18 protein-coding genes and 1 riboswitch are annotated in these 23,282 nt (G+C 56.0%); of the genes, 7 read left to right on the forward strand and 11 right to left on the reverse strand.

Annotation, left to right across the window (positions count from 1 at the left end; translation table 11 throughout):
• Positions 1 to 34: 34 nt before the first annotated feature.
• Together TH30_RS02730 and amaB are read left to right on the forward strand one after the other, a co-directional pair.
• Positions 35 to 1,351 carry an aspartate aminotransferase family protein gene (locus tag TH30_RS02730; RefSeq protein WP_114096532.1) on the forward strand — a complete coding sequence of 439 codons (1,317 nt, stop codon included), beginning with the start codon at positions 35 to 37 and terminating at the stop codon, positions 1,349 to 1,351.
• 71 nt (positions 1,352 to 1,422) lie between these two features.
• Positions 1,423 to 2,922 carry an L-piperidine-6-carboxylate dehydrogenase gene (gene amaB / locus TH30_RS02735; protein ID WP_181850138.1) on the forward strand — a complete coding sequence of 500 codons (1,500 nt, stop codon included), beginning with the start codon at positions 1,423 to 1,425 and terminating at the stop codon, positions 2,920 to 2,922.
• 402 nt (positions 2,923 to 3,324) lie between these two features.
• Here amaB and TH30_RS02740 read toward each other — a convergent pair whose 3' ends face one another.
• From TH30_RS02740 to TH30_RS02760, 5 genes are all read right to left on the reverse strand, one after another.
• Complete coding sequence (locus TH30_RS02740; RefSeq protein ID WP_114096533.1) at positions 3,325 to 3,930, reverse strand: superoxide dismutase; 606 nt, start codon at positions 3,928 to 3,930, stop codon at positions 3,325 to 3,327.
• Between the two features lie 366 nt (positions 3,931 to 4,296).
• Positions 4,297 to 4,605 carry a hypothetical protein gene (locus tag TH30_RS02745; RefSeq protein ID WP_258548584.1) on the reverse strand — a complete coding sequence of 103 codons (309 nt, stop codon included), beginning with the start codon at positions 4,603 to 4,605 and terminating at the stop codon, positions 4,297 to 4,299.
• Positions 4,606 to 4,840: 235 nt separating this feature from the next.
• Positions 4,841 to 5,473 (reverse strand): thiamine phosphate synthase, encoded by a 633-nt coding sequence (gene thiE, locus TH30_RS02750; RefSeq protein WP_114096535.1) that lies wholly within the window; start codon positions 5,471 to 5,473, stop codon positions 4,841 to 4,843.
• A complete protein-coding gene (thiM, locus tag TH30_RS02755) occupies positions 5,470 to 6,279 on the reverse strand; it encodes a hydroxyethylthiazole kinase (protein WP_114096536.1) in 810 nt (269 codons plus the stop codon). The genes thiE and thiM overlap by 4 nt, the downstream gene beginning before the upstream one ends.
• Before the next feature lie 75 nt (positions 6,280 to 6,354).
• A riboswitch (TPP riboswitch) is annotated at positions 6,355 to 6,471 on the reverse strand.
• A gap of 125 nt (positions 6,472 to 6,596) precedes the next feature.
• A complete protein-coding gene (locus tag TH30_RS02760; protein WP_114096537.1) occupies positions 6,597 to 8,975 on the reverse strand; it encodes a Tex family protein in 2,379 nt (792 codons plus the stop codon).
• A gap of 250 nt (positions 8,976 to 9,225) precedes the next feature.
• On the opposite strand from TH30_RS02760, the gene TH30_RS02765 reads away from it, so the two are divergent.
• Positions 9,226 to 9,498 (forward strand): DUF1674 domain-containing protein, encoded by a 273-nt coding sequence (locus TH30_RS02765; protein ID WP_114096538.1) that lies wholly within the window; start codon positions 9,226 to 9,228, stop codon positions 9,496 to 9,498.
• An 87-nt stretch (positions 9,499 to 9,585) separates the two neighbouring features.
• On the opposite strand, the gene rpe is transcribed toward TH30_RS02765, so the two are convergent.
• On the reverse strand, positions 9,586 to 10,251 hold the full coding sequence (rpe, locus tag TH30_RS02770; protein WP_114096539.1) for a ribulose-phosphate 3-epimerase: 666 nt from the start codon (positions 10,249 to 10,251) through the stop codon (positions 9,586 to 9,588).
• Between the two features lie 132 nt (positions 10,252 to 10,383).
• A complete protein-coding gene (locus tag TH30_RS02775; RefSeq protein WP_114096540.1) occupies positions 10,384 to 11,730 on the reverse strand; it encodes an RsmB/NOP family class I SAM-dependent RNA methyltransferase in 1,347 nt (448 codons plus the stop codon).
• A 221-nt stretch (positions 11,731 to 11,951) separates the two neighbouring features.
• Between TH30_RS02775 and TH30_RS02780 the strand changes: the two genes are divergently transcribed.
• From TH30_RS02780 to purH, 4 genes are all read left to right on the forward strand, one after another.
• Positions 11,952 to 12,965: an MraY family glycosyltransferase gene (locus TH30_RS02780; protein ID WP_114096541.1), complete on the forward strand. Its 1,014-nt coding sequence runs from the start codon at positions 11,952 to 11,954 to the stop codon at positions 12,963 to 12,965.
• A 125-nt stretch (positions 12,966 to 13,090) separates the two neighbouring features.
• Complete coding sequence (locus TH30_RS02785) at positions 13,091 to 15,052, forward strand: polysaccharide biosynthesis protein (protein ID WP_114096542.1); 1,962 nt, start codon at positions 13,091 to 13,093, stop codon at positions 15,050 to 15,052.
• 198 nt (positions 15,053 to 15,250) lie between these two features.
• Positions 15,251 to 16,657, forward strand: coding sequence for a 2-oxoadipate dioxygenase/decarboxylase HglS (gene hglS, locus TH30_RS02790; protein WP_114096543.1), 1,407 nt, complete (start codon positions 15,251 to 15,253; stop codon positions 16,655 to 16,657).
• Positions 16,658 to 17,004: 347 nt separating this feature from the next.
• Positions 17,005 to 18,582: a bifunctional phosphoribosylaminoimidazolecarboxamide formyltransferase/IMP cyclohydrolase gene (gene purH / locus TH30_RS02795; protein ID WP_114096544.1), complete on the forward strand. Its 1,578-nt coding sequence runs from the start codon at positions 17,005 to 17,007 to the stop codon at positions 18,580 to 18,582.
• A 71-nt stretch (positions 18,583 to 18,653) separates the two neighbouring features.
• On the opposite strand, the gene TH30_RS02800 is transcribed toward purH, so the two are convergent.
• Genes TH30_RS02800 through hemC form a run of 4 tightly spaced genes read right to left on the reverse strand, consistent with a single transcriptional unit; the run spans position 18,654 to position 23,278 of the window.
• A complete protein-coding gene (locus TH30_RS02800; protein ID WP_114096545.1) occupies positions 18,654 to 20,093 on the reverse strand; it encodes a heme biosynthesis protein HemY in 1,440 nt (479 codons plus the stop codon).
• Positions 20,090 to 21,535 carry a COG4223 family protein gene (locus TH30_RS02805; RefSeq protein WP_114096546.1) on the reverse strand — a complete coding sequence of 482 codons (1,446 nt, stop codon included), beginning with the start codon at positions 21,533 to 21,535 and terminating at the stop codon, positions 20,090 to 20,092. Before TH30_RS02805 ends, TH30_RS02800 begins: the two co-directional genes overlap by 4 nt.
• A 40-nt stretch (positions 21,536 to 21,575) precedes the next feature.
• Positions 21,576 to 22,310: a uroporphyrinogen-III synthase gene (locus TH30_RS02810; RefSeq protein WP_114096882.1), complete on the reverse strand. Its 735-nt coding sequence runs from the start codon at positions 22,308 to 22,310 to the stop codon at positions 21,576 to 21,578.
• Positions 22,311 to 22,333: 23 nt separating this feature from the next.
• Positions 22,334 to 23,278, reverse strand: coding sequence for a hydroxymethylbilane synthase (gene hemC / locus TH30_RS02815; protein ID WP_114096547.1), 945 nt, complete (start codon positions 23,276 to 23,278; stop codon positions 22,334 to 22,336).
• Positions 23,279 to 23,282 lie beyond the last annotated feature (4 nt).

Genomic DNA, 23,282 nt, shown 5'->3' on the forward strand with positions numbered 1-23,282 from the left:
CAGATACTTAAACCAATGGTCGGAGCAGGCCCCAATGCCCCGTGATGATGCTAACAAAACTGCTGGAACTCTTGGCGCTTCCATTCGTGATCGTCAGACCGTCTCGGTTTCGAGCGGGGTGCGTAATGTGCATCCTGTCTATCTTGACTGCGCACTGAATGCTGAAGCCTGGGATAGCGAAGGCAATCGCTATATCGATTTCGTTGGCGGGATCGGTGTTTTGACTGTCGGCCATCGCAACCCGGTTGTGATGGATCGTGTGATCGCCCAGTGCGACCGTTTTACCCATAGCTGCTTTAACGCGCTGCCCCATGAACCCTATGTCGCGGTCACCGACTGGCTGGCGAAAAACTGCCCGATTGAAGGCCCGGCAAAGTCGATGCTGACCAATTCCGGGGCCGAGGCCATGGAAAACGCCCTGAAACTGGCCCGTGCCTTTACCGGCCGGACCGGGGTGATCGCCTTTGAAGGGGCGTTTCATGGCAGAACCCTTGCGACCCTTGCACTGACCGGCAAGACAAAGCCCTATAAAACCGGTCTTGGGCCGCTTCCGGGGCCGGTCTGGCATCTGCCATATCCTTGCCCGGAAACCGGTGTATCGGTTGAGGATGCGATGAATGCCATCGCCAAACTGTTTGCGGTTTCTGCCGATCCGAAATCGGTCGGGGCCATCGTCATCGAACCGGTTCAGGGTGAGGGCGGTTTCCGCGCCTGTGACGGCGAATTCCTTGTGGCGTTGCGTCGTCTGTGTGATGAAAACGGCATGGTTCTGATTGCCGATGAAATCCAGTCTGGGTTTGCGCGCTCGGGCAAGATGTTTGCCATCGAGCATGCCGGTGTGGCCCCCGATATCCTTGTCATGGGCAAGGGGATTGGCGGTGGTTTCCCGCTGGCGGCGATCACCGGGGCCGAGGATGTGATGAACGCACTTGCACCGGGCGGTCTTGGCGGGACCTATTCGGGCAACCCGGTTGCCTGTGCGGCGGCAACCGGTGTGTTCGAGGTGCTCGAAGCTGAAAACATTCTGGGTCGTGCCAAGCAGCTTGGCGAAAAATACGCGACCCATATCGCATGGTTGCGCGATCTGCCCGGCGGGCATGTGATCGGCAATATGCGCGGAATTGGCGCAATGCGCGCCTTCGAGATGATTGCAGATGACGGCAAACCGTCGCCCAATCGTCTGCAAAGCCTGTTGCAACTGGCGCGTGAAAGCGGGCTATTGTTAATGCCAAGTGGTGAACACGCCAATGTGGTGCGCCTGCTGGCACCTTTGACCATTCCGTTCGATCAGGTTGATGAGGCCTTTGCCATCATTGCCAAGCTTCTGCCCAAGGTGGCGCAAGTCACATAGATCGCGGAACGATATCAAACGGAATGGCCGGTGGTGATCACCGGAAAGTTTAAAAAGAAGGGAGTTTTACTGTGAGTTTCAAATCCATCCTGACCGAGCTTGGTCTGACTGACGCCGAGATCGCCAATGGCACCCTTAAGGTTCAGACCCCGGTTGACGGGTCCGAGATTGCGGTTGTTGCTGAAACCGATCCGGCGGAGATGACCGACATCATCAGCAATGCCAAAAAGGCATTCGGTGCATGGCGTCAGGTTCCGGGTCCGCGTCGCGGTGAACTGGCCCGTCTTCTGGGTGAAGAACTGCGCGCTGCCAAGGAACCGCTGGGCCGTCTGGTGTCGCTTGAATGCGGCAAGATCTATCAGGAAGGTCTCGGCGAAGTTCAGGAAATGATTGATATCTGCGATTTCGCAGTCGGTCTGTCGCGTCAGCTTTATGGTCTGACCATCGCATCCGAACGTCCGGGCCACAAGATGATGGAAACCTGGCATCCGCTGGGTGTCGTTGGCGTGATTTCGGCGTTCAACTTCCCGGTTGCGGTCTGGTCCTGGAACACCGCGCTTGCGCTGGTTTGCGGTAACGCCGTGATCTGGAAACCGTCGGAAAAGACCCCGCTGACCGCCCTTGCCTGCCAGAAAATCTTTGAAAAGGCACTGGCGAAATTCGGTGATGCGCCAGAAGGCCTGCATCAGATCGTCATCGGTGATCGCAAGATCGGCGAAGCCATGACCGACAGCCACGACGTGGCACTGGTTTCGGCAACCGGTTCGACCCGCATGGGCCGCGAAGTTGCCCCGCGTGTTGCCGAACGTTTTGGCCGCACCATTCTGGAACTTGGCGGCAACAACGCCATGATCGTAACCCCGTCGGCCGATCTTGATATGACCGTTCGCGCGGTTGTGTTCTCCGCTGTTGGTACCTGTGGTCAGCGTTGCACCTCGCTTCGTCGTCTGATCGTTCACAAGGACATCAAGGATCAGCTGCTTCCGAAAATCGTTGCTGCCTACAAGTCGGTCAAAATCGGTGATCCGCTTGCCGATGGCACCCTTGTTGGTCCGCTGATCGATGAAGACAGCTTCAACAACATGCAGACTGCCCTTGCCAATGCCAAGAAAGACGGTGGCGTTGTTCATGGTGGCGAACGCGTGCTGGAATCCGAATATCCGAACGCCTTCTATGTCAGCCCGTCTGTGGTTGAAATGCCGGCTCAGACCGAGACCGTTCGCAACGAGACCTTTGCACCGATCCTGTATGTCATGACCTATGAAACCCTTGAAGAAGCCATTGCGCTTCAGAACGGTGTGCCACAGGGTCTGTCATCTTGCATCTTCTCGACCGATGTGCGTGAAACCGAACTGTTCCTGTCGGCTGTTGGTTCCGATTGTGGCATTGCCAACGTCAATATCGGCCCGTCGGGTGCAGAAATCGGCGGCGCGTTCGGCGGCGAGAAAGAAACCGGTGGCGGTCGTGAATCCGGTTCGGACGCCTGGAAAGGCTATATGCGCCGTGCAACCAACACGATCAACTATTCCCGAGAGCTGCCGCTGGCTCAGGGCATAAAATTCGACATCTGATCACGCGTTTGATCAAGTTCGCTTCAAACCCCGTCGGTTCACCGGCGGGGTTTCTTTGTAATCCGCCGATTGCTTACAGTATGCAATCGATCAGTAACATCAGCAATTCTCGCCAATAGAAATCGACCAGACTGTCGGCAAGGTGAAAATACTTGAATGCTCGGATAGCGGTTCGTGTCAGCCAGAGGATTGTTTGCCAAAATCCGTTTTTGTTGCCTTTCATTTTTAAGGACTCCTTCCCGGATAATCCGGGTTTAAGGTTTATGCCGTTTCAACGGCTGTCCTTATTTACAGTTCAGGGTATTTTCGTCGGTCACGTTTGGGGTGGATGCTCTAACTGGTGAAAAAAAACGGCCCCCGAAGGAGCCGTTTTCTTTAATTCTGTCTCAAAGCGGGGGCTGATTAGCCAGCTTTGGAGAAGCGCTCTGCGACATATTCCCAGTTAACCAGGCTGTCGAGGAAGGCTTTGACATAGTCCGGACGCGCGTTGCGGTAATCGATGTAGTAGGAATGTTCCCAAACATCACAACCGAGCAGCGGGGTCTGACCATGAACCAGCGGGTTTTCCGCGTTCGGGGTTTTGGTCACAACCAGTTTGCCCGACTTGTCCATTGCCAGCCAGCACCAGCCCGAACCGAACTGGGTAACGCCAGCCTGAATGAAGGCTTCCTTGAAGGCATCAACAGAGCCGAAATCTTCGACGATTTTCTTTTCCAGTTCGCCCGGAATGTTACCGCCGCCGTTTTTCTTCATCATCTGCCAGAACTCGATATGGTTCCAGTGCTGGGCAGCGTTGTTGAACAGGCCTGCTTTGGAAGCGTCGCCATAGGATGCAACAACGACTTCTTCGAGCGACTTGCCTTCAAGGCCCGAACCTTCGAGCAGCTTGTTGCCGTTCACAACGTATGCGTTGTGGTGCTTGTCATGGTGAAACTCAAGGGTTTCAGACGACATGACCGGTGCAAGCGCGTCATATGCATACGGAAGTGCTGGGAGTTCAAATGCCATGATACAGTTCCTCGACTTTCATTATTGGTCTGTGCGGTAACGCAACATATCCCTTTTTGCACCTTGGGTGAAAGTGAAAATCCCGTGCAACCTGTTGGAAACCTTTGTTGCAGGGATCATTTCCCCGGGCAGGGAGGATGCCTCTGGGCCTTTATCTAGGTCGATGGGCCGTTTATGCAATGCACCCCTTGGAAATTGCAGGGAAACTGAGGGGTAATTACACGGAACAAGGTCGCAGAAGCAGGGCTATGGTGTTGCGCCTTCTGAAGGCTAAACAGTCGGGCGACCGAAACGTTCCGGGTATTTGTCGAAAAATTTCGGGTGTCGAGTCACATGGGCCCGGTTACGCCGTTAAGGCGTGACATCCTATTCCTTATAAAGTGCATTGCGATGCTCGATATCGGTGCCATTGCGAATCATGACGGCATATTCGCCGGTTGGCAGCGACGAGATATCAAGCTTGCATGGAAAGGTATGGCAGTCCCGATCAAGCGCGATTGTCCCGTCCTGATGGGTCAGGATGACTTCACCGGCCGGTTTTTCAGAATTGATTGTAACGCTATCAGTTGTCGGTTTCGGCGCAATCCGGATTGCAGCCACAGCGGCTGTTGTTCCTGTCAGGATACAGATCAGGGCAATCGCAACCGGCTTTTTGCTGCGCATAGATTTCAACATGACATCCCTCGCGCTTGTGTGCATCGTTCTCATGAAACCAAGATGCACCCCGAAGCCGGAGAATTAGCGGCGCAATTGAGGCATTTCCGTGCGGTTTCGTGCAAGTCGCGAGGGGCAGCCATGCGCGTACCCCAAAATCACCCCCTGCCAGACGGGGTGATCGGGCAGGGGGTGAAAGCGTTCAGGATCGTCGGCGCAATCGCGACCCTGTCTTTAGGATATTGATATCGATGGGCTATTTCAGTGCTGCAATCGCATCGGCGATGGCACGGGTAGCACCTTCGGGGTCGGGTTGGCCGCAAATGGCCGATACAACCGCAATGCCATTGGCCCCGGCGCCAAAGACCGGTTCGACATGATTTTTTTTCAGGCCGCCAATCGCAACAGAAGGCAGACCGGCGATCTTTACCAGATCGGCCAGACCATCAAATCCGATGGCGGGTTTATGGTCGGGTTTGGTTGATGTGGCAAAGACCGGGCCGATGCCGACATAGTCGACAATGCCCGGGTCGACCTTGCGTGCGACCGTTTCATCCTCGATCGAAAGGCCGATGATCTTGTCACGTCCCAGTCGTTCACGGGCCATTTGTGATGGCAAATCATCCTGACCGACATGCAGCCCGTCTGCGCCAATCGCAATTGCGGCTTCGATATCGTCATTGACGATAAGCGGGACTCCGGTGCCAGCCATGGCTTTGATCAGTTCCCGGCCAATGCGAATAAGCCCCTCGGTCCCGGCCTTTTTATCGCGAAGCTGAACGATGGTTGCACCGCCCGCGATGGCCGCCATGGTGGTTTCAACCATCGAATGGGTGCGGCACAGATCGGGATCAAGCACCAGATAAAGCGACAGATCAAAGGATTTCATAGGGCCTCAATGCGTGCAGTGTCGTTAAAGGTTGTGGCGTCAAGACTATGAAGCCCGTCAACAAAGGCCGTCATGAAAGATGCCGGGCCGTTTGCGGATTGTGAGGCAAAGCTTCCGGCAACGGCAAAATTGGTCAGGGCGGCAATAGTGGCCTCAAACGCCTGATCTTTGGCAATTGCGACATAGGCCCCAACAAGTCCGGTCAACGCACAGCCCATGGCGGTGATTTTCGGCATCAGCGGCGAACCACCGGCAATACGAACCGCACGGGTGCCATCGGTGACAAAATCGATCTCGCCGGTTACTGCGACAACGGCCTTCTGTGCTGTGGCAAGGGCGCGTGCAGCGCCTTCGGCCTGTTCAACGGGATCGCCACTATCGACCCCCTGTCCAGCACTTTGTCCGCCAGCAAGGGCGATGATTTCGGACGCGTTGCCGCGAATGACGGTCGGGTTCAGTTTCAGCAATTCTGCGACAACGTCGCGGCGATACCGGGTCGCGAAATGCGCCACCGGGTCAAGCACCCAGGGCTTTCCGGCCGCATTGGCGGATTGGGCCGCGGCAATCATGCCTTCGACCCAGTGGGGTGACAGGGTGCCGATATTGACCGTCAATGCACCGGCAATTGCGGCAAATTCACCGGATTCTTCGGGGGTATGCACCATCGCGGGCGATGCACCGGCTGCCAGCAGGACATTGGCGGCATAGTTCATTGCGACATAGTTGGTGATGCAATGGACCAGCGGATTGGTCGCACGCATCTTTTCAAACAGGGCGGTGGCGGTTGAGGAAAGATCAGTCGTCATGTCGAGGCTCCAATGCAGCAAATTCAAGTGCGTTTGGAGACCCAGTTCGAAGTCGGAAAGATGGAGAACGCCGGAAAATCGCGTTCACACCGTCCCTACGCCAGTATGAACTGGATCAGGTTCAACGGGTCACTGCGCTGATGGCTCACGGCAGTTTCTCAGCCCCCTGACGGGGCTCCCCTTGGTGAGTGCTCAAAATGGGTTTTAATCCGCTTTCTGTCAATTCATCCCGTTGGTCCTGGTGCCTGAATATGAAAATGGCGAGACAGCCCAGGCCATCCCGCCATTTGAAAGATCATCCCGATGGTTGATTGCAGTTATTTGCGACGTTCCATCGCGGCCTTAAGGGCAGCTGCCATCGCGCCTCCGGCATCACCGCCGGAATTTCCGCCATTGCCGCGATTTGCATTGCCTGTGTTGTTGCGCGGGCCCGATGATTGTTGCGGGCGTCCGCCACCATGGCCACCGCGCGGGGCACCCCCGGCAGTGTCATTGCGGCGTTCACGCGTGCCTTCGTAATCCGGGGCCGATTTCATCGAAAGACCGATACGTTTGCGCGGTGCGTCGACTTCCATGACGGTGACCGAAACGATCTGACCGGCCTTGACCACCTGACGCGGGTCATCGACGAATTTATCGGCCAGCTGCGAGATATGGACAAGGCCATCCTGATGCACGCCGATATCAACAAAGGCACCAAAATTGGTAACGTTGGTCACCGTACCTTCAAGCTTCATGCCGGTGCGCAGATCCTTGATTTCATTTACGCCCTCGGCGAATTTGGCGGTCTTGAATTCCGGACGCGGGTCACGACCGGGTTTATCAAGCTCGGCAATGATGTCGCGGATGGTTGGCACACCGAAAGTCTCGTCGGCGAAATCTTCGGGACGCAGCGTTTTGATAAAGGCCGAGTCGCCAATCAGGCTTGCCAGCGGCCGGGATGCCTTGGCACTGATCTTTTCGACCAGCGGATAGGCTTCCGGGTGTACGGCCGATGCATCAAGCGGGTTCTGTGCCCCGCGAATACGCAAGAAGCCTGCGCACTGTTCAAACGCCTTTGGCCCCAGACGTTCGACCTTTTTTAGATCGGCACGCGACTGGAACGCCCCGTTTGAATCGCGATAGCCGACAATATTGCGGGCCAGCGTTTCGGTCAGACCCGCCACGCGGGTCAAAAGCGGGATGGATGCGGTGTTAAGGTCAACACCAACCCCGTTCACGCAATCCTCGACCACGGCATCAAGGGATCGTGCCAGTTTGGTTTCAGACACATCGTGCTGATACTGACCGACACCGATGGATTTCGGTTCGATCTTGACCAGTTCGGCCAGCGGGTCCTGCAAACGGCGCGCAATCGAGGCCGCACCACGTAGCGACACATCAAGATCAGGGAATTCTTCGGCGGCGAACTGGGATGCGGAATAAACCGACGCCCCGGCCTCGTTGACGATGACCTTGGTGGCCTTAAGGGCCGGGAAACGTTTCAGCATCTGACCGGCAAGTTCATCGGTCTCGCGCGAGAACGTACCATTGCCAATGGCGATCAGTTCGATCTGATGGCGCGCGGCAAGGGCCGCCATCGTGTTGATCGCACCTTCGACGTCATTGCGCGGCTGGAACGGATAGACAGTAGCGGTATCCACCAGCTTGCCGGTGGCATCGACAACGGCAACCTTAACCCCGGTGCGAACGCCCGGATCAAGACCCATGGTGGCTTTCTGACCCGCAGGTGCCGCCAGAAGAAGGTCCTTGAGGTTGTCGGCAAAGACCTTGATCGCACCTTCTTCGGCGCTATCGCGAAGGGTGCCAAACAGATCAAGCTCGATCGACAGCGACAATTTGACACGCCAGGTCCAGCGCACCGTATCAACCAGCCACTTATCCGCCGCACGGCCCTTATCGGCAATGCCGACATGGGCAGCGATCATGATTTCGGCCCGGCCCGGCTGGCTGCGCGGACGATCTTCATCCTCTTTGCCAAGGGTCAGTTTCAGCTGAAGGATATCTTCGTTGCGACCCCGGAAAAGGGCCAGCGCACGGTGCGACGGGCAGGTTTTGATTTTTTCGGAATGCTCGAAATAGTCGGAAAACTTTGCGCCCTCGGCCTGTTTGCCTTCGACGACCGATGCGGTGATTTCGCCTTCGTTCCACAGATGGTTACGCAGCTTGGCGACCAGATCGGCATCCTCGGCAAAGCGTTCCATCAGAATCTGACGGGCACCATCAAGGGCGGCTTTGCTATCTTCGACGCCTTTTTCAGCATCGACGAATTTCGCAGCCTCGGTTTCCGGATCAAGGGTCGGGTCATTGAACAGGCTGTCGGCCAGCGGTTCCAGACCTGCTTCGCGGGCGATCTGGGCTTTGGTCCGACGCTTTTTCTTGTATGGAAGATAAAGGTCTTCAAGGCGGGTCTTGGTGTCAGCCTCGTTAATCGCGGCTTCCAGTTCCGGGGTCAGTTTTTCCTGCTCGCGGATGCTTTCAAGAACCGATGCGCGACGTTCTTCAAGCTCGGTCAAATAGCGAAGACGTTCTTCCAGCGTACGCAACTGAGTATCATCAAGCCCGCCGGTTTTTTCCTTGCGGTAACGGGCGATAAACGGAACGGTCGAGCCTTCATTAAGCATCTCGATGGTGGCAATGACCTGTTCCGGACGAACCGAAAGTTCTTCGGCGATACGCTGGGGAATTGGACGCATGGTTTCTCCTTGTTTTGCTCGTCTGCCTGAAATAGCGGCTTTGGGCTCCCACGGAAAGAGTCTGTTTTCCCCAAAATTTTGCCAAAGCGCGGATCGCGATTCAGTGTTTGATTCCAAAGGACTGAAATCCCATGCGTTTTGTGCGGTTCGGATGCGCCGGACCAAAGCTTGCGGGCCGGGACTGATGACGCTATTTCTTTGGCAAATGTGAATTCAAGAGCGCGCAAGCGTGCAAAGCAGGAGAAACCGGATGGCCGGAAAGTTCCGCGAGACCGTCATTCATAATGTCGCGCCCAAAGAAAAGGCCGAACCGCAAGCCGATGCCAATCCGGCAGATCAGGCAGGCGAGATCGCTGGTGCCGACGTTGCCCCGCAATTGTCGCAAGATGCGATCAATGCACTGGCCGAAGCAAAGGCGTTCAAGGAAGCCGCTGCCAAGGCCCGGGAAATCGGTGGTCCCAAAGGCCCGGAACCAACACGCTTTGGCGATTGGGAAAACAAGGGCCGCTGTATCGATTTCTGATCGGCGATGGTCCATATCAAGATATGAAAAAGGCCGGAGCATCATGCTCCGGCCTTTTGTCATTTCAGGCGATCAGCGTTCTACGATTTACGCGCCGCGGATTGCCTTGATGTTGTTGGCATATTCGGACGGGCCGCCTTTGAAGGTTGCCGATCCTGCGACCAGAACGTTTGCACCAGCAGCGATGACCTGCGGGGCGATTTCCGGGTTCACACCGCCATCGACTTCAAGGTCGATATCACGCCCGGTCGCGTCGATCATCTTGCGGATGCGCTTGATTTTCTCAAGCTGGCTCGGAATGAATTTCTGACCACCAAAGCCCGGGTTCACGGTCATGACCAGAACCAGATCAACCATGTCCATGACATATTCAATGACACTTTCCGGCGTCGACGGGTTCAGCGACACACCGGCCTTTTTGCCCAGTGACTTGATCAGCTGAAGCGAACGATGCAGGTGCGGGCCTGCTTCGGCGTGGATGGTGATGATATCGGAACCGGCATTGGCGAAGGCTTCGATATAGGGATCGACCGGCGCAATCATCAGATGCACGTCAAACACCTTGTCGGAATGCGGGCGCAGTGCCTTGACCACGTCCGGGCCGATGGTGATGTTGGGCACATAATGGCCATCCATCACATCAATGTGGATATAGTCGGCGCCAGCTGCGTCAACAGCGCGGACATCAACGCCCAACTGGGCGAAATCGGCCGAAAGGATCGAAGGTGCGATTTTGATATTCGACGTGGTCATGCGTCACGGGTCCTGAAGCAATGCGGGATATGGGAAATTCGGGCTTCTCATAACCCAAATCGGACGCCCTGTCACCCGAATGGGACTCATGGCTGCCTTGTTTGCGCGTTTGGCGGTTATTCTGACTCGAAATCAGGCCTTTTTGACAAGCCGGGCACAGAAAAAGCCGTCCATGCCGCCAAAATCCTGCATATGGATTGGCAGAACACGCAGTTCCCCGGCATCGTTGATGGCCTCGTCCCAGCCGCCAAGTTCCGTGGCGGTGATGGGTTTGCGTTCATAATTCGGATGATCGGCCAGGAATGATTTGACCTGATGTTCGCCTTCTTCGGGTTGCAGCGAACAGGTACAATAGATCAGCTCCCCACCAACATTCAGAAGCTTGTCGGCCTGATTAAGCAGTTTGGTCTGAATTGGCAAAAGCGAGCGCATCAGTTTGTCATTCTGACGCAACAAAATATCAGGATGGCGGCGAATGGTGCCGGTTGCCGAACAGGGCGCATCCAGAAGAACTGCATCAGCACGCGGGGTGTCGGGGGCCAGATCGGTGGCATCCCCGGTGACAACTGCCGCCCCCAATGCAACGCGTTCAAGATTTTCAAAAACGCGTTTCAGGCGGCCTTCGGATTTATCAACCGCAATCGCACTGGCACCAAGCGATGCCAACTGCATGGTTTTGCCGCCCGGTGCGGCGCAAAGATCATAGATCGTCTTGCCCTTATAGGCCGAAAACAGGGTTGCCGGGATGGCAGCGGCGGCATCCTGCACCCACCAGTCGCCATCGCGATAACCCGGAAGGTCGCGAATACGACGACCGCTTTCAAGGCGGACCGAACCGGTCGGAAGAACAAGGCCATCCATCTTTTCGGCCCACTCGGCAGAGGTGCTGCGATCCTTGATCGACAGGTCGAGCATGGCGTGGCCAAGGCTTGCCTCGGCAATGGCCTGTGCGGTTTCGGCGCCATAGGCTTTCTTCCACGATCCGCGCAGCCATGCCGGGATGTTAAGTTGCCAGTCTTCGACACCTTCGGGCCATTCAAAGCCGTCACGCTGCAATCCGCGCAGGACTGCGTTGATCAGTTTGGTGTATTTGTGCAGTCCCGCATCACGGGCCAGATTGACCGTACTGTCGACCGCACCGTAATCAGACGTGTCCATAAAGAACAGCTGTGCCACACCAAGACGCAGGATGTTGGTCAGGCGCGCAGCAACGCGGTCTTGCGGCGGCTGATAGCGCGGGGCCAGAACAGCATCGATTTCGCCCAGATGGCGCAGCGTGGTCCCAAGCAACTGACGCAGGAAATTGCGATCAAGTGATGGCATGCCATAGCCATGCTTTGACAGAAGTTCGTCCAGGGTCACTTCGCCGCCACGCAATTCCTGCAATGTTTTAAGTGCAAGCATACGCGGATCGGGTGCCTCGACCGGCTGTTTGCGCGGGGCATTGCGTAGTGCTGGACGGGAACGACGTTCTGTCAAAGGGATATCTCCGGTTTCGTGTTGTCTCGTGTAGTTAAGGCCGCCATGGCCAAGTGTAAAGCATCAAGCGTGTGTTTGAACGGCATGGCAGCCTTGTGTGACAGGTCATATTAACCTGTATCCGGCCCTGATTTGAGGGTGAAAAACCTTGCGATCAGGGGGCTGTCCGGCTAATCCAGACGGATCAGTTTACACCGATCAGGGACAGGGGCGCCCAAACGATGACTTTCGCCGGACTTGCGACCTTTTCGAGCATCTTTCTGATTGGCTCGATGTTGCTGACCTGGGTGGTTCTGAACTATCTGCGGCGCAAGGCGATCCTTGATATGCCCAACCATCGGTCCAGTCACGCGGTGCCAACCCCGCGCGGTGGCGGATTGGCGGTTACCCCGCTTCTGATCATTCTGGTTGCTGTTGTCTTTATCCATACCGGCGTTACGGCGATCAGCCACTGGCTGATGCTGGCCGCAGCAGCCGGTCTTGGTTTGTTAAGCTGGCTTGATGATCGCCATGATCTGTCGGCGGCGGTACGTTTTGCCCTGCAATTCGTTGCGGTGATTATTGGTGTCTTTGCCATCGACAAGCCGGTTCTGGGCGGGATTGTGCCGATATGGCTTGATCATGTTCTGGTGGTGTTTGCCTGGGTCTGGTTCATCAATCTGTTTAATTTCATGGACGGGATTGACGGCATTTCCGGTGTTGAGGCCGGATCAATAGGACTTGGCGTTTTCATTCTCGCACTTTTGGTGCCGCTGCCGCAGTTTATCGGGCTTGGCTATATCGGGCTTGGCATCCTTGCGATCATGATCGGGTTCCTGATCTGGAACTGGCATCCGGCGAAGCTGTTTCTTGGCGATGTCGGATCGGTGCCGCTTGGCTTTGTTCTGGGCTGGATGCTTTTGGATCTGGCATCCCAGGGGGCGTGGGTGGTGGCGCTTATCCTGCCGTCCTATTACCTGTTTGATGCGACCTTTACCCTGATCAAGCGAGCGTTACGTCGCGAAAAAATCTGGCAGGCCCATCGCGAACATTTCTATCAGTTAGCCACCCAGCGCGGATTTTCCCATGCACGGGTTTCCACCATGATCGCGATCAGCAACCTGATCCTGATCGGGGTGTGTTTTGCGCAAAGTGAAACACCCGACTGGATGCGGGTAATTGCCGCGATGATCATTGTCCTGTCACTGGTTGGCATGATGGTTCGCATGCCGGTCAAAGGCCGGTCGGAGCCGTGATTGCGGTGACGCGGATGCGCATTGCTTGACTTGTTTCCGGGCGGGCGCGAAAAGAAAGCCTTATCCGCGCGGTATCAAGCGGGTATATCCTTTGACTAAATAGAAAACTGCCGTTTAGGAACCGCATGTCGCGCATTTTACAGCGAAGCCATATTGCCTTTGCCCATGATGTTTTCATGGCTGCAATTTCATTTCCGCTGGCCCTGTATCTGCGGGTTGGCGATGGCGTGCGTTTCTATGCGACGGAAAACATTCTGTTTTCGGCAGGCCTGTTTACACTGATTGCGGCGGCATCATTCTGGTATTTCGGTCTTTATCGCGGCATCTGGCGCTATGCGTCACTCAATGATCTGACCCGTATTGCCAAGGCCGTTTCGGTCGCAGTTGCGGTCCTGTTCCTTGTGCTGTTTTTGACCACGCGCCTTGACTGGATGCCGCGTTCGGCCCCGATCATTCAATGGTTTCTGTTGATGGCGTTGCTGGGCGGGGCGCGCCTGACCTATCGAATTGCCAAGGATAAATCGACTGCGCGGGCACTGGTGCGTCAGGGAACGACGCGTCTGCCGGTCCTGTTGATTGGCGCAGGTGACGAGGCCGAGGCCTTTATTCGTGAAACCGAGCGTTCCTCAGACACGCCGTTCAAGGTTGTCGGTATTGTGTCACTGACCGAGGGGCGTGTCGGGCGTAACATGCATGGCGTGGATGTTCTTGCAACGGTCGACAAGCTTGAAGAGGTCATCAACAAGCTTGAAATCAGCAAGCATGGCCTGCCGCGCCGACTGGTTCTGACCGGTGATGCGCTGCGCCATGAAGACAATGTCAAATGGGTCGAGATTGCCGAACGTTTTGGCATGACGTTGGCCCGCCTGCCAAAGCTTGGTGATTTGCGCGAAGGTTTGGCTGATCCGCTGCAAATTCGCCCTGTTGCCATCGAAGACCTTTTGGGGCGTCCGCAGGCCCGCCTTGATCGCGACCGTGTGCGCGAGATGATTGGCGGCAAGCGGGTTCTGATTACCGGTGCGGGTGGTTCTATCGGGTCGGAACTGGTGCGCCAGATCGCATCTTACGGTCCGGCCAGCGTCACACTTGTCGATGCCGGGGAATATAATCTTTATGCCATCGATATGGAGATGGCGGAAAAATACCCCGATTTGCCGCGCGAAAGCATTCTGGGTGATGTCCGTGACCGGACCCGGATCGGTCAGGTTTTTGATCGCTATCACCCGGAAATCGTGTTCCATGCTGCGGCCTACAAGCATGTGCCACTGGTCGAACATAACCCCAATGAAGGCATTCTGACCAACACGCTTGGCACACGAAATGTTGCCGAAGCCTGCCGGGCGGCAGGTGTTTCGACCATGGTCCTGATTTCGACTGACAAGGCTGTGAACCCCGCCAATGTGATGGGGGCATCGAAACGTCTGGCCGAATGTTACTGCCAGGCGCTTGAAACCCTTCCGGCGGATCAGCGCGGACCAACGCGCTTTGTCACGGTACGGTTCGGCAATGTTCTTGGCTCGACCGGATCGGTTGTACCGTTGTTCCGTCGCCAGCTTGAAGCTGGCGGGCCGCTGACCGTGACCCACGAAGGTATTACGCGATATTTCATGACGATTGCCGAGGCGGTCGAGCTTGTTCTGCAATCAGCCGAGCTGGGACGTCATGGTGTGACCGATGGCGGGAAAATCTTTGTTCTTGATATGGGGCGGCCGGTCAAAATCATTGATCTGGCACGTCAGATGATCCTGTTGTCAGGGCTGCAACCGGGCAAGGATGTCGAGATCAGGGTGACCGGCCTGCGTCCGGGGGAAAAGCTTTATGAAGAACTGTTTCATGACAGCGAACCACCCGCACCGACCGAGACTGACGGTGTGATGCTGGCAAGCCCGCGTGTTGTCGATTATGCCCTGATCCGGCAGGTGTTTGACGCACTGGAAGACAGCGCAACCAATCGCAACACCCACAAAACCCTTGAGCTGATCAGTCAGCTTGTTCCGGAATTCCAGCCACCGGAAATCGGCGTAAAGTCGATCTTTGCCGATGCATCGGACGATAGCGGTACCGAACAGGCCAGCGGTTCCGTTTAGGGTCGCTGCTTCCACATTCCCAAATTCATGTGACGTCGACTGGTGTGATATTCATTCCGTGGGCGAATGAACTCGTGCGGAATTGTCGTTTGTCATTGCCAAAAGTGGACAATATCTTGCGTTCAGAATGACAAATTGGAATGACCGAGGCGTTTGGCCATTCCGGTTTCTTGCACGATCCGTCTTTTGGAGGCCCACATGTCGGCAAACGCATTTGTCCATCCTGATGAAATCCGTTCGATGTTTTCCAGTGCGATGTCGGACATGTATCGCGCAGAGGTGCCGCAATATGGCACGCTGATGGAGCTGGTTTCTGACATCAATCGGCAAAAGCTCTCAGCCGATCCGGAGCTCCGAGACGGTCTTGCACATAATGACGAGCTTGGTCGCATTGATCTTGAACGTCATGGCGCGATCCGTCTGGGTAAACCCGAAGAGCTGTTTAACATGCGCCGCCTGTTTGCGGTGATGGGCATGCATCCGGTTGGCTATTACGATCTGTCGGTGGCAGGTGTTCCGGTGCATTCAACGGCCTTTCGCCCGATTGATGACGAAGCCCTGCGCCGTAATCCGTTTCGTGTTTTCACATCCCTTCTGCGTCTTGAACTGATCGAGGATGAAGGCCTTCGCACCGAGGCCGAAGCGATCCTAGCGGAGCGCGAAATCTTTACCCCGGACGCGCTGAAACTGATTTATCTGGCAGAAAAGAATGGCGGTCTTGATCGCATTCAGGCCGAACAGTTTGTTGCCGAGGCACTGGAAACATTCCGCTGGCACAGTGATGCGACGGTTTCGCTTGAAACCTATCAGAAGCTTCATGATGCCCATCGTCTGATTGCCGATGTTGTCTGCTTCAAGGGGCCGCATATCAATCACCTGACCCCGCGAACCCTTGATATCGATGCGGTTCAGCGTGATATGCCCAAACGCGGCATTTCGCCCAAGGCCATTGTTGAAGGCCCGCCCACCCGTAACTGCCCGATCCTTCTGCGACAGACCAGCTTCAAGGCGCTTGAAGAACAGGTCTATTTTGTCGGCGGCAGCGCAAAGGGGACGGCTGGTACCCATACCGCACGTTTTGGCGAGATCGAGCAGCGCGGGATTGCCCTGACCGCCGAGGGACGCAAGCTTTATGACACCCTTTTGGCATCTGTCCGTCATGCGGTTCAGGTCAGTGCGGGCGGATCGAATGCGCGCGATTATGAGACCGAACTGGCAGAACGTTTTGCGGCCTTCCCGGATGATTACGAGACACTCCGCGTCGAGAAACTTGCATTCTTCCGCTATAGCGTGACCAAGGCTGGTCGCAATGCGGTGGAAAATGTCGATCTTGAAGCGTCGGTGAATGATCTGGTCGATCAGGGATATCTGCGTGCCGATCCGATCATTTACGAAGACTTCCTGCCGGTCAGTGCGGCGGGCATCTTCCAGTCGAATCTTGGCAGTGACGAACAGAAAAACTATGCCGAACAATCCAATCAGGACGTGTTCGAGCAATGTCTTGGCGCGCCGGTTGCCGATGAGCTGGCCCTTTATGCCGCCCACGAGAAGGCATCGCTTGAAGCAGCCCTTGAAACCCTTGGGGTTCAGAAAAACGTTGCCTGATCCTGAACTTGGCAAGAATGAAGCGGGGTGGCCAGAGTGCCACCCCGTTTTCGTTACGGGTACTTGGCTCAGGTGGCGGCTTTGTTAAAAGCCGCCATGCAAGAATTCGGGGTCCACATTTTGCGCTGCACATGGTAAAGCTCCGCGCGAAACATGGTTCGGACTCATTGATCATGTGTCGGCCCGGACCGGAATGACATCATTCTGGTCCCGTTAAAAGGCCGGTCTTGCCCGCAACATTGTCACATTCGCATGCACGAGCAGCCATGCAAGATGATGCTTTGAGGGCCGATATATCATCAATGGGTCCGCAACCTTCATCACATTGATGCATGAAAGCGAACCCAATGACTGCTCGTATTGCGCGCGCGCTTATTTCCGTTTCCGACAAGACCGGTCTGGTCGAATTTGCCAAATCCCTTCATGAACAGGGCGTTGAAATCCTGTCGACTGGCGGCTCCGCCAAGGCGATTGAAGCTGCTGGTATTCCGGTCAAGGAAGTTGCCGATCACACCGGTTTTCCCGAAATCATGGACGGTCGTGTCAAGACTCTTCATCCGAAGATTCACGGCGGCCTTCTGGGCCGCCGTTCTCTTTCCAGCCACATGCAGGCGATGAAAGATAACGACATTTCCCCGATCGATCTGGTTTGCGTGAACCTTTATCCGTTCGAAGAAACCGTTGCCAAGGGTGCCGATTTTGACACCTGCATCGAAAATATCGATATCGGCGGACCGAGCATGATCCGCTCGGCGGCCAAAAACCATGAATCGGTCACGGTTGTTGTTGACCCGTCTGATTACGCCCGCGTTGTTGCGGAAATGTCAGAAAATAACGGTGCAACCACCGCAGAAACCCGCCGTGTTCTGGCTGCCAAGGCCTTTGCCCGGACTGGTGCCTATGACTCGGCCATTTCAACCTGGTTTGCCGGTCAGCTTGGTGAAACCTTCCCGCAGCGTCTTAATGTTTCAGCCGAACTGAAACAGACCCTGCGTTATGGTGAAAACCCCCATCAGCAGGCCGCGTTCTATACCAACGGTAAAAACCGTCCGGGTGTGGCAACCGCGACCCAGCTTCAGGGCAAGGAACTGTCGTTCAACAACCTGAACGACACCGATGCCGCGTTTGAACTGGTTTCCGAGTTTGACGAAAAACCGGCGGTGGCGATCATCAAGCACGCCAACCCGTGCGGCGTTGCCGAGGGTGCGACCCTGATCGAAGCCTATAACAAGGCGCTGTCTTGTGATCCGGTTTCAGCATTTGGTGGCATCATCGCGGTTAACCGTACCCTGGACAAAGAAACTGCCGAAGAAATCGCCAAGCTGTTTGCTGAAGTCGTGATTTGCCCGGACGCAGATGATGCGGCCAAGGAAGTTCTGGCCGCCAAGAAAAACCTGCGTTTGCTGGTGACCGGTGGCATGGCCGATCCGGAAGGCGAAGACATGACCCTGCGTTCGCTGGCGGGCGGCTACCTGCTTCAGAACCGCGATGCCGGTCGTGTTAAACGTGACGAGCTGAAAGTTGTCACCAAGCGCAAGCCGACTGAGGCGGAGCTTGATGATCTTCTGTTTGCCTTCCGCGTTGGCAAGCACGTCAAATCAAACGCCATCGTCTATGTCAAAGACGGCAAGACGGTTGGTGTTGGTGCCGGTCAGATGAGCCGCGTTGACAGCTCGCGCATTGCCGCCTGGAAAGCAGAAGAAGCTGGCAAGAATGCCGGTGAAGCTGAACTGCGGACCAAGGGTTCGGTCGTATCGTCCGATGCGTTCTTCCCGTTTGCCGATGGTCTTCTGGCTGCGGTCAAGGCCGGTGCAACGGCAGTGATCCAGCCGGGTGGTTCCATGCGGGATGAAGAAGTCATTGCCGCAGCGGATGAACATGACATTGCCATGGTCTTTACCGGCATGCGTCACTTCCGCCACTAGGCGCGCTTGAGACCAAACTGAAAAACCCCGGGGATTTCCCCGGGGTTTTGTTTTAGGTCGGTTTGCGATGATTATAGCGCGGGTTGACTGCCCTTTGATGGCTGCCCGGTTGTCGCGGCGTCATCATCGTTACTATGATCAATAAGGGTACCATCCTGCTCAATCGCAACAGGTTCTTTGGAATTTGTTGCGTCAGTTGCAGGCTTGGCTGCCGGGTCCTGATGGACGCGCAGTGGTGCACGCCAATCGACACTGCCAAATGAATGACAGGACGGGCAGGACACCACCCAGCGATCTGTTTCCGCACCACAGGCTCCGCACCGCCAATCGGGATCGGGGTTGGCGTGGCTTGCCTTGATCAGAAGGTCACGGGCCTTCGCACCATCCTGATTTTCGCGCAATTCCAGATCGGCCAGAAGACGGTAATGGCGGGCTTCGGCCTTGCTTGCCATGGCCTTTTCAAGATTGCTGCGGGCAATTCCCCAAAGGTCGGCTTCAAGGGCAGCTTCGGCCAGAACGATCTGGCTTTCGACATGGTCGGGATTGGTCGCAACCAGCTTTTCGACCGATTTCACCTGTGCCAGCGGATTGCCGGTCAGGGTTTCACGGTAAATCGCGCCAAGTGCGGCCGACGGGGCAACCCGCCAGCTTTGCGTGACGACTTCGCGGGCCTTGGCATCCTGTTTGATATCGCGATAAAGACCGGCCAGCAACACGGCAGCCCCGGTAAAATCCGCCGAAGCATTCAGTGCCTTGCGCAGAAGTTTGATGGCCTCGGCATTTTCACTGGCCGCAATTGCGTCTTCGGCCTTGGCCGTGATCAATAGCGCACGGCGGCGGGTGAGTTCCTGTTCACCGAAAACAGATGCCTTTTGTGCATCAACCAGAAGGCTAAGCGCTCGATCCCACCGACGCGATGTCAGCAGCAGATCAAACAGCGTGACTATCACAGCCGGGTTGCGCGGGCGCAAACGATGGGCGCGTTCGGCATAATCAAGGGCGGCTTCGCGATCATCGGCCTTAAGGGCCAGTTGCAACAGACCGCGCAGGCCAAAGAATGCCGAGTCCGGTTTTTCAAGCATCGCTTCGAACTGGCGTTTGGCGGCATCGTTATTGCCATCAAGCTCGGCGGCCTGTGCGGTCAACAGGCGCGTCAGCGTATCGTCTTCAAGGTAACGATCAACCGCACGGGTATGTTTAAGCGCCTGACGCACATCACCCGATGCCAGTTCAAGCAGGCCCATGGTCAATGCCTGCTGGCCTTTTTTGCGGCGGCGACTGCCCAGAAGACGCCCGATCCAGCCCGGCGAATTGGCAATCATCGTCCAGCCGCGCCATGCCAGAACCAGCACAACAGTCAGGGCAAGAAGGCCGAGTGCAACCATGCCGATTGACCCGTCAAAGCGATAACCCAGCCAGACAATCGTCATATTGCCGGGATTATCAGCAAACCAGACGGTGCAGAAAACCAGCGCAGCGGTGATGAGGATAAAGGTCAGAAGACGGATCATTGGCTGCCCTCCGCCCCGGTCAGAAGGCCGATGGCGTGGGCGCTTAAGGTCGCGATGGCCGCGTTCAGGGTTTGACGATGTTCCGCCGCACTCAGCCAGTCGCTGACAGCGGCCTGGGCATGTTCGCCCTCAACACCCTGAAGGGCTGCGACTGCGCCATCAAGGTCATCCTGTGCCAGGGCGTTTTCTGCCAGAACAAGACGGCCTTCAAGGGATTCTTCCCCGGCGGCGTCAACGCGACGGATCGGGACCAGTTTCTTGATATTGGCCCATGTCGCATCCAGAACACTGCCCGAATGATCATCAGTTGCGGCTGCAACCGCATCCTGTGCCATGACCGGGAAGGACTGACGCAGTTTTTCGATGGTCGGTGCGCCCTGTTCGGCTAGCGGTTTCAGGGTTTCGATCTGTTCGAGAATGAGCGCGTCATCCCCGGCACTGCGTTCAAGCTGATTAAGGGCAATCATGAATGGTCCACCGCGCTGAAGCGCATCACGCAGGATGGTCACAGCCATGGCAATTGCCTGTCCGCGGCTTTCAACACGCAGGCCTGTGGTTGCACGGACTTCTTCTTCCATGGTCGAAAGGCGGGCCGAGAGTTCGCGCATTTCATTGGCGACACCGGCAAGTTCGCTTTCAACGCGGGCCAGTTCTTCAATCGGTGCCGTACGGGTTTCGATTTCGGCCATGCGGCGGGCGACCGTATTGTTCAGCGTATCGCCACGTTCGCTGTTAAGGCGTTCGCGCAGGGCATTGATCGTGCCTTCAAGGCGCGACAGACGTTCGGTCAGGTCCGGGTCAAGGACAACGGCACCATCGGGGAGTGTTGTACTGTCCGCGATTTGGGAATCCGTTTCCGTAACGTCGGGAAGCGTATCGCCCGTCGTGACTTCGCCGTCGCCCTTTTCTGCCATGGTGGCATCTTCACTTGGTGCCGGAATGGCGTTTGAAGTGTCCTGATTGCTTTCGGGTACCGGTGCGTTGGTGACGGTGACGTCATTGTTTGACGGATTATCTGTATCAAAGCCGTCCGGGGCAATTTCAGCAAGAATTTCATCAGGCACATATTGCGCCAGATGCGGCTGGGCATCGCGCCACCAGATTGCGCGTGTAAGCCAGCCTGCTGCCAAAGCCCCGACAATGATCAGAACGAACAGAACCAGCGCCTTGCCGCCAGCACCCTTGCGTTTCACAGGTGCTACCGGTTCCGCTGCGGATTTTGCGCCATCCTGTTTTGGATCAGAGGCCGGTTTTTTATCCGTATCGGGCTTTTTTGCACCGGCATCAGTCGACATGCCGGGCTTTGCTGCGGGGGCTGCATCCGCCTTTTTGGGGTCCGGGCTGGCATTTCCCTTGCTATCAACGGAAATGGTTTCGGACGGCTTTTCCGTTTCGGTCGATTTGGTGGAAGCGTTGGTTTTTGGCGTTTCTGGTGTTTTCACGATCGGACCATTGCAGTTTGCGGTTATTCCCAGAACGGCGTCAGGTACGGCAAGCCGTTACGACGGACCCTAATAAGGAAAGAAGGTATTCTTGTGTCGGTTGTGATGCAACGTACGTTCTATGCCATGTAAGGTCTGAGATCTTCGATTGCACCGCCGGACTGAGGCAAATTGCACTCACGCCTGACAAATCATCTTCAAGCTTATAGCTGTGCACAAGCTTAACAAAGGTTTCCGCAGTGCGGGGAGAGAAAAATAAAATGACGTCAATATGATGATGGCGAAGTGCAGTCAGCACATCAGGCGAAAGTTCGTCACTGGCGATTGCTTCATAGACGGTCTGCCGGTCGATCTGAAATCCGTCATTGCGCAACATCTCGCCCAGATCACCGGCAGTCTTGCGAGCGGCTGGATGAAAAAGCGGCCCGGATGACGGATCAATTTTTTGGCGAATGAGTGCAGCCAGATCGTGAATGTCACCATTGGCGGATTGAACCGTGGCAAAGCCAAGTTCCCGACACATGCGCGCGGTTGCATCCCCGACGCAAAGCGCAGGCAGGCTGCGATCATTGGTCAGCCGGTCAAAGGCACGAACGCCATTCGCGGAGGTGAATATCAGTGCCTGATAGGGGCTGATATCAAACGGCGTGTCGGTTGCCGGAAAAGAGATGGCAAGCATCGGTGCCGATAAATGACGAAAGCCGCGTGTTTCAAGCGCGGCCAGAAGGTCGGCAGAATCGGTTTCGGGCCGGGTATTTAACACCAAGGGTCCCATCTGCTTTCCCGTCATTGCCGGGGTCAGGCCGAAATAAAGTCTGGCCCACCACGCTGTTTCAGTTCTTCACCGGCATCAGTTCCGGCCGCGGCGGCACTGTCCATATCCGGCTTGGCGATCAGGCGTTCGGTATCAAGTCGTTCGCTACCATCGGGACGGACAATTGCAACACGCAAACGCAGGCTGCCATCATCATTAAACTCTGCCAGTGCTGCAATAGGGGTGCGGCACGAACCATCAAGGGCCTTAAGGGCTGCACGTTCGGCAGCAACGCGGATGGCAGATTTTTCGCAATGTAATGCGTCAAGCCATTCTCTGGTTTGCGTATCGGTTTGGCGAATGGTGATGCCGATGGCGCCCTGTGCGACGGCGGGCAGCATATCGTCTTCGGCAATTGGTGCGGTGGCAATTTCGGGCTGTCCCAACCGGTTCAGGCCAGCCATTGCAAGCAGGGTGGCATCAACCTGTTCCTCGCCCAGTTTGCGCAAACGGGTCTGAACATTGCCACGGAATGTCACGACTTTCAGATCGGGATATTTATTGAGGATCATCGCCTGACGGCGCAGCGACGCCGATCCGATAACAGATCCGGCCGGCATTTCAGCAAAGCTTTTATATTTCAGCGAAATAAACGCATCGCGGACATCTTCACGTGGCAGAATGGTTGGCAGGATCATGCCATCAGGAAGAACTGTCGGAACGTCCTTCATGCTGTGCACGGCCAGATCAATTTCGCCGCCCATCAGGGCGTCATCGATTTCCTTGGTGAACAGGCCCTTGCCACCGATTTCAGACAAGGCCCGGTCAAGTATCTTGTCGCCAGTCGTGGTGATCACGGTAATGGCAATGGCCCCCTCGGCGGAAAGTTCCGGATGGGCCTTTGCGAGTTTGTCACGTACCTCGTGTGCCTGGGCGAGTGCCAAGGGAGAACCACGGGTACCGATGCAAAGTTTAGCTGTATCTGTCATGGCT

Source organism: Thalassospira profundimaris (assembly GCF_003326795.1).
Lineage (GTDB): Bacteria > Pseudomonadota > Alphaproteobacteria > Rhodospirillales > Thalassospiraceae > Thalassospira > Thalassospira profundimaris_C.